This is a genomic window from Mesobacillus jeotgali (assembly GCF_031759225.1).
GTDB classification, from domain to species: Bacteria; Bacillota; Bacilli; order Bacillales; family Cytobacillaceae; genus Mesobacillus; species Mesobacillus jeotgali_B.
Genome location: NZ_CP134494.1, coordinates 4,331,217 through 4,345,543 on the forward strand (window position 1 = coordinate 4,331,217; position 14,327 = coordinate 4,345,543).

The window sequence follows — 14,327 nt, forward strand, 5'->3', positions numbered from 1 at the left end:
TAAATGTAAGGCATAGACAAACAAACATTTAGGGGGGTTTTGGATTAATGAAAAAGAAAGCGTTTTCCTCGGTAATGACCTTGGCATTAGCCGGCGGATTGATTCTTGGAGGCTGTTCCTCATCTACTGGTTCTAATGGCGAATCGTCCAGCGGGGACAAAACTGTCGTGAAGATGATGCATTTATGGCCAGAAGGCAGTTCAAATGCACAGTACACAATCGTTGATGATATTATCACTGCTTATGAAAAAGAAAACCCGGATGTAGATATCCAGACTGAAATTCTAGGCAATGAGCAGTACAAAGAGAAAGTAAAAGTACTATCCGCTTCAAATGAACTGCCTGACGTAGGGATCACCTGGGCAGCAGGATATATGAAGCCTTTCGTTGATGGAAAAATGTTTGCTCCATTAGATGATATTGCTAAAGAAGACAATTTCGTTGCTGGTACGCTGGATGCTTTCTCAGTTGACGAAAAGCCATACGCTGTACCTCTTGAATTAAACATCACCCCAGTTTATTACAACAAAGAAATTTTTGAGAAGTATAACCTGGAAGCTCCAAAGACATATGACGAATTCCTTAACGTCGTAGAAACACTTGTTGATAACGGAGTGACTCCGATTACTTTAGGAAACAAAGACCGCTGGACTGGATCCATGTGGTATATGTACCTTGCTGACCGTATCGGCGGCCCTGAGGCGTTAAATAGTGCCATCAACCGTTCTGGAAGCTTTGAAGATCCAGCACTTGTACAGGCAGCTGAAGAAATTGAAAAGCTGGTTAAGATGGACGCATTCGTTAAAGGCTATAACGGCCTTTCCAACGATGAAGCAAAAGGTTACTTCATGAATGAACAGGCTGCTATGTACATGATGGCAACATGGGAGCTTCCAAACTATACAACAACTCCTGATGTCTCCCAGGAATTCAAGGACAAAGTTGGTTACTTCAAGTTCCCTACCTATGAAGGCGGAAAAGGCGATATTGACAGCTATGTAGGTGGACCTGGTGTTGGTCTGTTCGTATCGGAACAATCAAAGGTGAAAGACGAAGCGAAAGAATTTGTCTCTTACCTGGTTGAAGAATGGGGCAAGCGTTCCGTTGTTGACGCTGGAGTCATTCCGGCTACAGTCGTTGATACATCCAATGGCGAGCTTCACCCAATGTACATTGACATCCTGAATGACTTAGGAAACGCAACGAACCTGACTCTATATGCAGATGTTCAGATGTCTGCCGGCGTAGCAGATGTTCACTTGAACCAGATCCAGGCATTATTCGGCGGACAAACAACTCCTGAAGAGTTTGCAAAAACGCAAGAAGAAGCACTTGCTGCTGAGAAATAATACTTGCTTAAAAAGAGGGCATATTGCTGATGAATATGCCCTCTTCTTTATAAGAAAGGCGGCTAACCAACATGAAAAATGTTATGTCGAATAAATACGTAATCGCCCTTTATACGCTTCCAGCATTACTTCTCATCCTTACCCTTATCTATATTCCGATTGTATTATCAGGCTATTACGGTTTCATGGACTGGGATGGAATCGGAGAGATGACGTTTATTGGGCTGGATAACTACATCACCCTCATCCAGGATAAAATGTTCTGGACAAGTACCTATCATTCTTTTCTTTTAGCCATTTTCTCTACAGCAAGCTTGCTGCTGTACTGTACCTGGCCATTTCCCTGGTTTTAGCCAGTAAGATTAAAGGTGCGGATCTATTAAGGAAAATCTATTTAATTCCAATGTTATTATCTTCTGTCGCCATCGCCCAGCTCTGGATGAAAATCTTCGATCCAACGAACGGTATGGCGAATAAATCACTTGAAATGTTCGGTGTGGAGAATACACCAATTTGGTTGGCAGATCCAGAAATCGCACTATACGCAATTTTCATTCCGATCATCTGGCAGTTTGCAGGGTTTTACATTCTGATTTATTATGCGGCATTGAAGAATGTACCGGACGAAATCATTGAAGCAGCAAAAATTGATGGAGCAAGCTCTTTCCAGATTGCCTATAAAATTAAACTGCCTCTGATTTCCGGAGTTTTTAAAGTGACCATCATGCTCGCAGTAGTTGGTTCACTGAAATACTTTGACTTGATTTATGTCATGACCGGCGGCGGGCCGAACGGAGCCAGTGAAGTAATGGCTTCCTATATGTACAAAGAAGCATTTAAATTGAATAATTTCGGTTATGGCAGTGCCATCGGTTTTGGACTATTAGTGATCGCACTCTTCATGACTTGGTTAATTTCGAAACTGACGAAATCTAAAGACGATGTTCAATTTTAAGGGAGTGAAACATAATGAGCGAGGTTAGCACACAACCAGCAGCAACGACCCTTTCCGCACCCCAAAAAACAAAGAAATCTTACTTGAACAAAATCGGATTTGGATTTCTTTATCTAATATTAGGGTTATTTGCTGTCATTCAAATTTACCCATTGGTATGGCTATTATTCTTTTCATTGAAAACCAATCAAGAAGTATTCGGGATGTCACCTTTCTCCCTGCCTCAGGACCCGCAATGGGGCAACTATACAAAGGCCTGGACGTCAGGCAATATCGGGGTCTACTTCTTCAACAGCGTATGGATCACCGTTTTATCCGTTGCCCTTACAATCATCCTGGCCAGCTTCGTGACATTTGCCGTGACACGAATGAGCTGGAAGCTTAGCGGCCTTGTTCTTGGCTTATTCCTGGTCGCTTATATGATTCCATTGCATTCGACGATCATCCCTTTGTTTAATATGTACAACAACGCTAACTTAATTGATAGCCCTGTATCGATTGTCTTATCGTATACAGCATTCAATCTGCCTTTGACGATAATGATCTTGCTCGGATTTTATAGAACCTTCCCGCGGGAGATTGAAGAAGCTGCGGTCATGGATGGATGCTCCGTCCACAGGATTTTCTTCCAGATCACCCTGCCGATGACCGTGCCGGTTCTATCGACAACCGCCATCATCAATATGATCTACAACTGGAATGAGTTCGTATTTGTGAACACCTTCATCAGTTCAGACAATTGGAAGACGCTGACGGTTGGGATCAATAACTTCGTAGGACAGTATTTAACAGATTGGGGAGCAATCGGAGCAACTCTAGTAATCAGTATTGTACCAATTCTTTTAGCTTTCTTGTTCTTAAGTGACAAGATTGTTGAGGGTATGGCCGCTGGGTCCGTTAAGGGTTGATATGGGAAAACAATAGAATTCTTGATAAGAAGTAATTAGACTGTAGACACACTCCATGAAATGGAGCTGTCTACAGTCTTTATTTTGATTTGAGGTAAAATGGGGCTGTTGATTTCCGTTCCAGGCGCTTCGCTTTCCGCGGGGCGGGCGGTGAGCCTCCTCGGCGCTACTAGCGCCTGTGGGGTCTCACCTTCCCGCTGATCCCGCAGGAGTCTACGCGCCTTCCACTCCAATCAACAGGACTTTATAACTTTTTTCGGAGCAGTATGAAAGCTCACTATAAATAGACTTATATAGTGCATGAGTAGTTGGATGTTACTAAAAGACTTCACTCGAGCCAATTAGATTGGCTTGTTTTTAGTCACCTGCTCCACGCTCCAATAGACATAAAAAAACAACGGGATTGTTTACAAATTCTCTGCAAACCTTCCCATTGGATCCTTATCACGACAAATATTTTTTACTCTGTTACCCTTCTTTTCCTATCCATCTTCCCGAAAACGAGATAGGCTGCGGACATGATGATGGCTGCTATGAGGCTGCCGCCGAAGAAGAAGCCTAATGCAGGAATGAATTTTACGACGAATAGCACTGCGACGATGCCTGCGATCATCACGATATTCTCAATCGGGCTGATCAGCATCATCAGGAATGAGTTCTTAACGATCTGGAACCACTTCAACTCAAAATGGACATATACCGGAAATAGATAGAGTATAGTCATGATGGCAGCAAACATGAACAGATAGATCGGGATCTGGATGACACTTGTAAAGCCGGTTCCTGACCGTTCAACGAAAACCAGGTTAAAAACAATAAGCCCAACGACTGCTGCTACCAGCAATCCTAATCCATTGCTGCGGAAAAACTCCGATTTCCAGGTTGTCCAAAAGGTCCGAAAAATCGGGATTTCTGTTTCCCCTTTCAACCACTTTCGAATGATCGTGAACATCGAAATCGTCGCCGGGAAAAACCCCAGGACAATGAGCCCCGCCAGAGAGAAGCCAATCCACAAAAGATTTATATAGGCAAATTTCGTTATCCATTCCGTAGCTGCAAAAGCCCGATTTGATAATGTATTCATCCAATCCCTCCAACCAAACCCTTAGCAGGTCATTCCATTCATATATCCCTTTAGCAAAAAAGTCTAAAACCATATTACTTGTTTTGTCCGGAATAACCCCTGCTAATATTATAAAACAGTTTGACTAAGCAACCACCGCTTAGAATCACAAAAGAAAGCACAAATTTATTTTTGTGCAGCGATTTATTGCCAAAAGGGCTGCAGATTGTTCATTCCAGCACACTTCTACTCTTCTATTTAGTTAGGAAAGATTCCATTCTGGCTCTTAGATACCCTTATGCGAACCTTTCCCTCACATAAGGGTACCGTTCGTGCCCATAGAGACCCTTATACAGCACTTTTCCTCCTCATAAGGGTACCGTTCGTACCCATAGAGACCCTTATGAAGCACTTTTCCTCCTCATAAGGGTACCGTTCGTACCCATAGAGACCCTTATGCAGCACTTTTCCTCCTCATAAGGGTACCGTTCGTACCCATAGTGACCCTTATGCAACACTTTTCCTCCTCATAAGGGTACCGTTCGCACCCATAGAGACCCTTATGCGGCACTTTTCCTCCTCATAAGGGCACCGTTCGTACCTATAGAAACCCTTATGAAGCACTTTTCCTCCTCATATGGGTACCGTTTGAACCTATAGAGACCCTTATGCAGCACTTTCCCTCCTCATAAGGGTACCGTTCCTACCTATAGAGACCCTTATGCGGCACTTTTCCTCCTCATAAGGGCACCGTTCGCCTGATTATTTTAATTGTTTCACACTTCATGCTCTATCAGTAAGGCCCTCTGATAAAATCTTTCACATTCTCCTGATAAAAACGCTGGATTGTCTGCAGTTCTTCTTCTGAGAATGGTTCTGTCTCCAATGTTCCGAGATTATCCTTCACTTGATCGATGTTCTTAAATCCTGGAATGATGCAGGTAATTTCTTTCTGGTCAAGAATCCAGCGCAACGCTGCACTTGCCATCGATTGGCGTTCTTCTGCAATCCATTTCAGCTCGTCGGCCAGTTCGACGCCCTTCTTGAACCCAAGGCCGGCAAATGTTTCTCCGACATTAAAGGCTTCTCCATTTTCATTGAAGCGGCGGTGGTCATCCTCTTCAAATACATGCCCTGCCGTAAATTTACCAGTCAGCAGCCCGCTTGCAAGCGGCAATCTCACCAACAGTCCTACCTCTTTTTGATAAGCCTGTGGGATCAATGTTTCCAGCGGCTTTTGGCGGAACATATTAAAGATGATCTGCAGGCTTTTGACGTTTGGATTTTCGAGGCTGATCAGCCCTTCTTCCACTGTTTCGACACTGACTCCATAGTGACGGATTTTCCCTTCTGCCTGAAGACGGTCGAGCACTTCAAACACACTGCCATCCCTCAGAATCTCAGTAGCCGGGCAATGGATTTGATACAAATCGATTGCTTCCCTGTTCAAACGGCGGAGACTATCTTCGCAATAAGACCTGACTGTTTCATAGCTGTAGTTTTTCGGATCGAAGATGTCACCCTGACGGCAGAACTTTGTTGCGATATGAATCTGGTCTTCCTTGCCTTTGGTGGCCTTCGCCAACAACTCTTCACTATGGCCATCCCCATAAACATCGGCTGTATCGAAGAAATTGACACCCTGGTCAATCGCGTACTCCAGTGATCTTAACGCTTCTTCATCATTCGTCTTGCCCCACGACCCACCGATTGCCCATGTCCCAAAACTCACTTCACTGATCTTTATCCCGGTATTTCCTAATTCACGGTACTTCATTTCATCATCTCCTTATTCCAATCCAAATTTATACTTTGTGATAGACGCGTACATCTCCCCTTTGTCGAGAACCATCGATGGAAAATGAGGATGATGTATGCTATCAGGATAGTTTTGTGTTTCGAGACAGATTCCCAAATGCTTTCTGGAAGGAACGCCTCTGAAGCTTCCTTCCTCTTTTAGAGAATTGCCCGAGTACACAACAACAGCAGGTTCATCCGTTTCAACCGTCAGGGTACGCCCGCTTTCTGGGTCCTTCAGAACAATCTCAAGATCATGATTTTTATCTAATAGAAAGGGATGGTCATATCCATGCCCCACGAGAACATTTTGTGGGTGATTTGATTCTGCTCCCGTTTTTACAATCCCACCCTTTGTAAAATCAAATGGCGTATCTTCGACATCCAAAACACTGCCGGTCGGCAGGAATTCCTCGTCCAGCTCAAGAAAACGCGAACTTTTCAGTTGTAAAGAATGCTCTAAAACATCCCGTTTCAAATTGCCGCTCAAATTAAAATACGAATGATTAGTGACAGTAAGCAGTGTCTTTTGGTCCGTTTGCGCCCGATACTGGATCGATAATTCATTGTCATTATTCAGTCTGTAAATTATTTCTATGTACAGATTTCCAGGATAGCCTTCGTCGCCGTCCTTACTCATATAGGAAAACAGAACCCCGTCATCAATGACCTTTGCATCCCATACCACCTTGTCAAAGCCCTTCAATCCGCCATGGAGATGGTTGGTGTTATCGTTTTGGGCCAGAGTAAAACTTTTACCATCCAGTTCAAAACTGCCGCCTTTTAGGCGTCCTGCCACCCTCCCGACTACAGCACCTAGGAAGTAAGGGTCGTTCAAATACTCATCAAGTGTGTCATGGCCAAGAACTATATTTTCAAATTCCCCATCTCGATCGGGAACATTCATTTTCGTGATGATACAGCCATAATTAATGGCCTTAACTTCCATCCCGTGGTCATTTTTCAAAGTAAATGAATATACAGGAAGGCTGCCGATTTGGCCAAATCTTTCTTTCAAGACTTCCATGCAGATCCTCCTCTCTTTTTTAAAAGAAAGCCCCACATTAAGTGGGGAATGTTATTTCCTGAATTCTTTTAACTGTTCATTAAGCGTCTTGGTCTGTGTGTATACATCCTGATAGATTGAAAAGAGCTTCTTATATTGTTCAACATTTTCCGGAATTGGCTCATATGTTTTAGAGACTTGAATGAATGCTTTTGTGCACTCCTTCAGTGATGAAAACCAGCCGCAGCCATATGCAGCGAGCATGGCCGCTCCCATTCCAGGTCCCTGTTCACTTGCCAGCTTCTCAATTTTCGCATTGAAGATATCTGCCTGCATTTGCAGCCATGTTTCGTTTTTAGCTCCGCCGCCGATGGAGATGATGGAATCAATCGTCTTTCCGCTGCTTCTGAAGATCTCAATGGATTCATTCAATGAGAAAGTGATTCCCTCAAGCACCGCGCGTGCAAAGTGCTTCCGTTCATGTGAAGCATCGATGCCAATAAAGCTGCCGCGGATCGCTGAGTCGGCATGCGGTGTTCTCTCCCCGACGATATAAGGGGTAAATAACAGTCCGTTGCTGCCGGCTGGCACTTCATCCACTCCCGCTAAAAACTGTTCAAAGTTTTCCTCTTTTGCAAAGGTATCCTTGAACCAGCTTAAGCTGTAACCTGCTGCCAGTGTCACGCCCATTGTGTAGTAAGCATTCTCTTCCCCATGGTTAAAATAATGAACCTTTCCTGCAAAATCGAGGTCATTTCTTTCTTCATAAGATAGAACTACACCAGAGGTTCCGATGCTGCATAGGCTTTTTCCTTCCGTTAAAATCCCGGAGCCAATTGCACCGCAAGCATTATCTGCTCCGCCTGCAAACACTTTTGTTCCTTCTGTTAATCCGGTTGACTTCGAAAATTCAGATGAAATGGTGCCAACGAATTCATGGGATTCCACCAATGGAGGACAGAAGTCAGTTGTAAGTCCAAATGCAGTGAGGATTTCCTGGCTCCATTGACGCTCAGCCACGTTCAACAACAAAGTACCGGCAGCATCCGAGTATTCCATCTGAATCTCCCCGGTAATACGGTAGCGCAAATAATCTTTAGGCAGCATAAAAGTGCTCGCACATTCAAATACTTGCGGTTCATTTTCTTTTACCCAGAGGATCTTTGGCAGAGTGAATCCTTCCAATGCAGGATTCTTCGTTACCTCTAAAAGCCTCTCCTTGCCAACAACACTGTAAATCTCCTCACATTGCTTCGTTGTTCTTGTATCATTCCATAAAATCGCATTCCGTAATACCTGATGTTTTTCGTCCAATAAGACAAGTCCGTGCATCTGCCCGGAAAAACTGATGCCTTCAATTTCATTGGCATCTCCATCAAATTCCTCTAGTAGTTCAGCAAGGCCCTCAGTGGTTTTATCAACCCATTCCTCAGGGTTTTGTTCACTGTAACCTGACTTCTCAATGATAAGGGGATAAGATTTAGAAACTTCCTTACACACTTCTCCATTTTGATTGACCAGCAGTATCTTAACAGCACTAGTACCAAGATCCACTCCGATGACGTATTTCATCGAGATCCTCCTATTCGATAGAAATGGGGCTGTCTAACAGGGCTGGTCCTCACTGCGAGGATTTACCACTTCGTTATTTAGACAACCCCAATGCTTATGTTTGTATTATACTTTTACGAATTAAAGTGTTTCCAGCAGGTATTGATTGATCACTGCTTTTAAGCGTTCCGTTCTGCCAGATTGGTTCTTAATTTCGGTTAACTGATGAGCGTACTCTTCAAGTTCACGGAAGTTTGTCTTGCCTTCTGCGATTTTCAAGCCGATTCCTGTTGTATAACTGCTGTAGCGCTCTTCAACGAAGCTATCAAGAACTTTATCTTCAATTAATTTGTTTGCTACTTTCAGGCCGATTGCAAATGCATCCATTCCTGCAATGTGTGCGTGGAAAAGATCTTCCGGCTCGAAAGAACCTCTTCTTACTTTAGCATCAAAGTTCAAGCCGCCGCTTCCAAGGCCGCCATTTTTCAGGATCTCATACATTGCTAGTGTGTTTGTATACAAATCTGTTGGGAATTCATCTGTATCCCAGCCAAGCAGTGTATCACCCTGGTTGGCATCCACTGAACCAAGCATTCCGTTGATGCGTGCTGTTCTTAGTTCGTGCTCAAAAGTGTGGCCGGCAAGTGTAGCGTGGTTCGCTTCAATATTGAACTTGAAGTAGTCTGTCAGATCGTATTTTTGCAAGAATCCTAGACCAGTAGCCACATCAAAGTCGTATTGGTGTTTAGTAGGCTCTTTTGGTTTTGGCTCAATCAGGAATGGTACATTCAGGCCGATTTCTTTTGCATAATCGACTGCCATATGGAAGAAACGGGCCAGGTTGTCCTGCTCAAGCTTCATGTCCGTATTCAGCAGAGTTTCATAGCCTTCACGGCCGCCCCAGAATACATAGTTTTCTGCACCTAGTTCTTTCGCTACTTCAAGGCCCTTTTTCACCTTTGCTGCTGAGTATGCAAAAACGTCAGCATTTGGAGAAGTCGCGGCACCATGAGTATATCTTGGATTCGTGAACATATTCGCCGTGTTCCAGAGCAATTTTGTCTTGCTAGTTTTCATGTAATCTTTAATCATGGAAACAATTTCGTCCTGGTTTTCGTTTGATTCTTTTAAAGTGCTGCCCTCAGGAGCGATGTCCACATCGTGGAAAGCAAAGAAAGGAACATTCAATTTTTCAAAAAGTTCAAATGCAGCCTCAACACGTGCTTTTGCCAGATCCATGCCCTGGAAGTGGTCCCATGAACGGATTGCCGTACCAACACCGAATGGATCTGTGCCATCGGCTGTGAATGTATGCCAGTAAGCAACTGAAAAACGAAGGATTTCCTCCATTGTTTTTCCATTGATTTTTTCTTCTGGATTATAATATTTAAATGCAAAAGGATTGTTGGAGCGTGGACCTTCAAATTGGATTTTGTTCACTGATTCAAAATAAGCCATGCCGTAATTCCTCCCTGGTTTTGTTTAGAAATCATTCATGTAAATGCTTACAAAAAATTCGTTTTAGAAAATATCTTTTATCCTGCTACAAATCAAATTATAGCACCACAAACTTAGTTTGTCTATCTGATAAACTAAGGTAATATAAATAAAATTTTAAGGTATAGTACGGTTTAAACGTTTAGTAATCAAGGTCTCGTACTTATACTCAGGTTTTGGCGGCTACGATTTTTTACCTGTCCCCCGAAGTTTGTATGTTTGGCAAACTAAGATTATGATAAAATAAAATCACTAATGAATAAGGAGCTATAATAAGTGGGAATCTTAACGTGGAATCAGCATGTTGTAAAGAAAAATAATAAAGCACTTGTCCTGAGTTTGATCATTGAAAAAGAGACGATTTCCAGAGCAGACATTGCCAATGTAACAGGCTTGAATAAGACGACCGTTTCGTCTTTAGTTACTGAATTATTAGAGGATGAGCTGATTTACGAATCTGGCCCGGGAATCTCAAGCGGCGGCCGGCGACCGGTCATCCTTCATTTCAACAGGAATACTGGCTATGCGATCGGTGTTGATATCGGCGTCAACTATGTCCTGGCAGTGTTAACGGATTTAAAAGGAAAGATTATTGTAGAAAAAAGCCAAAATGTGAACCGGACCTCCTATTCTTCCATTATCAGCACTGCCCAAACAATGATCCAATCCCTGATGGATGAGATGCCAAACAGCAGATATGGCATTGTCGGAATTGGAGTTGGTGTTCCTGGAATTGTGAACAAAGAGGGATCTGTCCTGCTTGCTCCAAATTTAGGCTGGACAAATATCCAATTAAAAGAGGACCTGGAAAGAATCTTTAATGTGCCAATCATCATCGAAAATGAAGCAAATGCCGGAGCAGTCGGCGAGCAGCAATTTGGGGCAGGCCAGGACTATGAAAACATCCTTTATGTCAGTGCAGGAATCGGTATCGGTGTAGGAATTATTTTAAACAAAGAACTGTACCAGGGGAAAAGCGGATTTTCGGGCGAAATGGGCCATATGATTATTGAATTGAACGGCAAACGCTGTAACTGCGGAAGCAGGGGATGCTGGGAGGCCTATGCCTCTGAAAACGCCCTACTGGAAATGGCCGGAGAAAATATTGACTCATTGGAGTCCTTGATCGAGCAGGCTAAAAACGGAGAGAAAACTGCTATCGAGCTTTTTGAAAAGATTGGACAATACTTAGGATTCGGAATCAATAACATCATTAATACCTTCAATCCTGAACAGGTGATCATCGGAAACCGATTAGCTTCGATCAGAGAATGGATCGAGGAGCCAATCCTTACGACGATTGAAAATCATACACTTGCGTACCACCAAAAGGAGATGCAACTACAGTTCTCAAAGCTAGGAAAATATTCAACTGCTCTAGGCGTTTCCGCTTTTGTCGTCGACCATTTTATAAAAGCAGGAGAAGCATAAAACAAAACCCGATTCAGCCTCTGAATCGGGTTTTTCTGTGTACAATTTTATCGGTCAGCATAAGGATCGATCGTTTGGATCGTTCCATCTTCGTTATACTTTAGTTCCGTGAACTTTACAGAACGTTTATGGTTCACGCCGCCGGACATCGAGCAGTCATGATAGAACAAATACCACTTATCTTTGAATTCAACAATTGAATGGTGGGTTGTCCAGCCGCTGACAGGTGTAAGGATCGTGCCTTTATATACAAATGGCCCCTGTGGATTCTCACTGACAGCGTAAACAATTTTATGAGTCGTGCCGGTAGAATAAGAAAGATAGTAAAGACCATTGTACTTATGGACCCATGGCCCCTCAAAATATCTGCGGTCCTCATCACCTGCAAGAATCGGATTGCCATCTTCATCGACAATGGAAATTTCTTGTGGTTCCCCTTTAAAGTTCAACATATCATCGGTTAATTCAGCAACGATTGGCCCTAAAGCAGGATCCGTCGGTGCCGGGCCTTCAGCATCAGGAATGAACTCGCCTGTCTGCCACTTTTCAAGCTGTCCTCCCCAAAGTCCTCCGAAATACATATATGCCCTGTTATCCTCGTCCACGAACACGGCCGGATCAATGCTGAAGCTGCCCTGGATATAATTTGGCTCGGGTTTGAAAGGCCCTGCAGGACTTTCACTCGTCGCCACGCCAATTCTGAAAATCCCCTCTTGATCTCTCGCCGGGAAGAATAAATAATATTTGTTGTTTTTATAAGCAGCATCAGGTGCCCATAGCTGCTTGCTTGCCCAAGGGATGTCTTTCAGATGAAGCACTTCCCCATGGTCAATACATGGAGCATCGGCATCTTCCATTGAAAGGACGTGATAATCCTCCATTTTATACTGGTCTCCATTATCATTCGAAGGCTCATCATGATCGAGATCATGCGAAGGATAAATATAAAGCTTCCCTTCAAAAACATGCGCGGAAGGATCTGCCGTAAAAATATGCGTAACCAAAGGTTCATTTTGCTTAGAATTTTTCACACTGATAACCTCCATGTTCATATTAAGATCTACTCAAATTATAAACGAAGTCTATCTACTTTGTATACCGATTAAACTAACTTTTCTTGCGAGGGGACATAGGGACAGTTTTCTTGTCTCAAGTAACGCCCTGGTTTTAATTGCTTAAATTGTAACTTCATCTTTCTTTTCTAAAGAAGAATAGCAGGCATCAATGACATGCATATTTGCAATGGTCTCTTCTGCCGGATAGACCAAGGGTTTCTTTTCAAGGATTGCTTCGGAAAGATGATCTACTTGTAGTAAATAGATATCGCCTTCCACCTGCTCAGTTCGACGCTGGCCATTAGATTCAACCGTGACCATTCCAACACCGCCGTTCACGTCCGGACGGAAAGCTCTGGGTACCAGAATCCTCCCCTTAGTTCCCACTATCTCATATTCCTGTCTGAAGGATGCTTCAAAGCTGCAATCAAAAACGCCCTGAATCCCACGGTCAAATTCCAAATAGGCCACAGCCGAAACATCTACACCTGTCTCTGGATCAAGTCTTCCAAGTGCTTGGACTTTCACCGGTTCAGCTCCTAAAATATACCGCATGCTATGGATACAATAACAGCCAACATCATAGATGCTGCCCCCGCCAAGGCTTTTATCCATGCGGATGTTCGTCTCACGGTCCTCCATGTAATAGGAGAAGCTGCTTCGCATCAATTTGACCTCGCCAATTTCTCCAGACGCGATAATCTCCTTAACTCGCTCATGCTGAGGATGAAATTGATACATAAAAGCCTCCATAAATAGGACATTTTGTTCCTTGCAGTACCTGTCCATCTCAATCATTTCCTGTGCTGTTAACGCCGCCGGCTTTTCACATAGAATGTGCTTTCCGTGTTTTGCTGCTTCGAGAACCCATTTTCGGTGGAGGCTATTAGGCAAAGGAATATAGACAGCATCGATTTTCGGGTCTTGCAGCAGCTCTTCGTATGTATTATATATTGAAGGAATGTTCAGTTTCGCCGCCACCTCTGCTCCTTTGCCACTAGAACTGGCAATCGCCTCAACCTCTGCCAAAGCCGATCTCTGAATTGCAGGGATGACCTGTGTTTGCGCAATGTTCGCGGTACTTAAAATTCCCCATTTGATTTTTTTCATGACTCGTTCCTCCTAAATTGAAGTATTAAGAAACTTCTATGAGGCTAAGTGAAAATATAGAGCATCAAGTGTAGTTAATCACCTTAATATTAGCAACCGTTTTTTTGTTTGTCTATCTGATTGACTAAGTCATATAAGCAAGCATTCAATTCTCCCCTAAATGCACTAAAAAGAAGCAAAGGGTCGGTGAACTGCACCCCCATTGTTAGACACCATTTTGGGGTGCAGTTTTTCTATGGGCAAACATTCATTATAAACCCAAGGCAGGCCTTTTTTAGCGTAAAACCTCTGATTATACGTACCAGAAACCAACCTCTATGACCTCATAAATGGCACATTAACACATACATGGAGAACCGAAAGTTACATTTAGAGCATAAGAACTATTCAGTATATGGAGTTTCACCTCTCTGAATATTTATCTGAATTTAATATATTTTACGATTTGCTCTATTTCAGCACTCGCATTTTGATGAAGAATACTGAATAATTATATTTAACTAAATTTTGAAGATACATGAGTCCGATCATGAAATGGGAATCATCCTTTATTATTACTGGTATGAAATTTCCGTTAATAGATTTAGGATGATTTAAACCTAGTT

General features: G+C 43.1%; 10 protein-coding genes and 1 pseudogene. 4 read left to right on the forward strand and 7 right to left on the reverse strand.

The window, feature by feature from the left end:
- The first annotated feature begins 47 nt into the window (after positions 1-47).
- The 3 genes and pseudogenes from RH061_RS21655 to RH061_RS21665 all read left to right on the forward strand — a co-directional run bounded on the left by RH061_RS21655 (position 48) and on the right by RH061_RS21665 (position 3,212).
- Positions 48-1,349 carry an extracellular solute-binding protein gene (locus RH061_RS21655; RefSeq protein WP_311072828.1) on the forward strand — a complete coding sequence of 434 codons (1,302 nt, stop codon included), beginning with the start codon at positions 48-50 and terminating at the stop codon, positions 1,347-1,349.
- A gap of 71 nt (positions 1,350-1,420) precedes the next feature.
- Positions 1,421-2,304, forward strand: a pseudogene (locus tag RH061_RS21660) (carbohydrate ABC transporter permease).
- 14 nt (positions 2,305-2,318) lie between these two features.
- A complete protein-coding gene (locus tag RH061_RS21665) occupies positions 2,319-3,212 on the forward strand; it encodes a carbohydrate ABC transporter permease (RefSeq protein ID WP_167834332.1) in 894 nt (297 codons plus the stop codon).
- Positions 3,213-3,672: 460 nt separating this feature from the next.
- On the opposite strand, the gene RH061_RS21670 is transcribed toward RH061_RS21665, so the two are convergent.
- The 5 genes from RH061_RS21670 to xylA form a co-directional block, all read right to left on the reverse strand.
- Complete coding sequence (locus tag RH061_RS21670; RefSeq protein ID WP_311072829.1) at positions 3,673-4,296, reverse strand: YesL family protein; 624 nt, start codon at positions 4,294-4,296, stop codon at positions 3,673-3,675.
- Between the two features lie 772 nt (positions 4,297-5,068).
- On the reverse strand, positions 5,069-6,052 hold the full coding sequence (locus tag RH061_RS21675) for an aldo/keto reductase (protein ID WP_311072830.1): 984 nt from the start codon (positions 6,050-6,052) through the stop codon (positions 5,069-5,071).
- Between the two features lie 12 nt (positions 6,053-6,064).
- Positions 6,065-7,099, reverse strand: coding sequence for an aldose epimerase family protein (locus tag RH061_RS21680; RefSeq protein ID WP_311072831.1), 1,035 nt, complete (start codon positions 7,097-7,099; stop codon positions 6,065-6,067).
- 51 nt (positions 7,100-7,150) lie between these two features.
- The gene (xylB, locus tag RH061_RS21685; RefSeq protein WP_311072832.1) at positions 7,151-8,650 is read right to left on the reverse strand and encodes a xylulokinase; all 1,500 of its coding nucleotides are present in this window, start codon (positions 8,648-8,650) and stop codon (positions 7,151-7,153) included.
- Positions 8,651-8,770: 120 nt separating this feature from the next.
- Positions 8,771-10,087 carry a xylose isomerase gene (xylA, locus tag RH061_RS21690; protein WP_311072833.1) on the reverse strand — a complete coding sequence of 439 codons (1,317 nt, stop codon included), beginning with the start codon at positions 10,085-10,087 and terminating at the stop codon, positions 8,771-8,773.
- A 315-nt stretch (positions 10,088-10,402) separates the two neighbouring features.
- On the opposite strand from xylA, the gene RH061_RS21695 reads away from it, so the two are divergent.
- Entirely contained in the window at positions 10,403-11,557 is a 1,155-nt protein-coding gene (locus RH061_RS21695) for an ROK family transcriptional regulator (protein WP_311072834.1), read from the forward strand.
- A gap of 47 nt (positions 11,558-11,604) precedes the next feature.
- Here the strand turns inward: RH061_RS21695 and RH061_RS21700 are convergent, their stop codons facing one another.
- Entirely contained in the window at positions 11,605-12,588 is a 984-nt protein-coding gene (locus RH061_RS21700; RefSeq protein ID WP_311072835.1) for a glycoside hydrolase family 43 protein, read from the reverse strand.
- 144 nt (positions 12,589-12,732) lie between these two features.
- Positions 12,733-13,722 carry a Gfo/Idh/MocA family protein gene (locus RH061_RS21705; protein ID WP_311072836.1) on the reverse strand — a complete coding sequence of 330 codons (990 nt, stop codon included), beginning with the start codon at positions 13,720-13,722 and terminating at the stop codon, positions 12,733-12,735.
- Between the last annotated feature and the right edge of the window lie 605 nt (positions 13,723-14,327).

Excerpts from the sequence above, each read along its gene's own strand:
- RH061_RS21655 (WP_311072828.1), top strand. The coding sequence starts at position 48 with ATGAAAAAGAAAGCGTTTTCCTCGGTAATGACCTTGGCATTAGCCGGC.
- RH061_RS21665 (WP_167834332.1), top strand. The coding sequence starts at position 2,319 with ATGAGCGAGGTTAGCACACAACCAGCAGCAACGACCCTTTCCGCACCC.
- RH061_RS21670 (WP_311072829.1), bottom strand. The coding sequence starts at position 4,296 with ATGAATACATTATCAAATCGGGCTTTTGCAGCTACGGAATGGATAACG.
- RH061_RS21675 (WP_311072830.1), bottom strand. The coding sequence starts at position 6,052 with ATGAAGTACCGTGAATTAGGAAATACCGGGATAAAGATCAGTGAAGTG.
- RH061_RS21680 (WP_311072831.1), bottom strand. The coding sequence starts at position 7,099 with ATGGAAGTCTTGAAAGAAAGATTTGGCCAAATCGGCAGCCTTCCTGTA.
- xylB (WP_311072832.1), bottom strand. The coding sequence starts at position 8,650 with ATGAAATACGTCATCGGAGTGGATCTTGGTACTAGTGCTGTTAAGATA.
- xylA (WP_311072833.1), bottom strand. The coding sequence starts at position 10,087 with ATGGCTTATTTTGAATCAGTGAACAAAATCCAATTTGAAGGTCCACGC.
- RH061_RS21705 (WP_311072836.1), bottom strand. The coding sequence starts at position 13,722 with ATGAAAAAAATCAAATGGGGAATTTTAAGTACCGCGAACATTGCGCAA.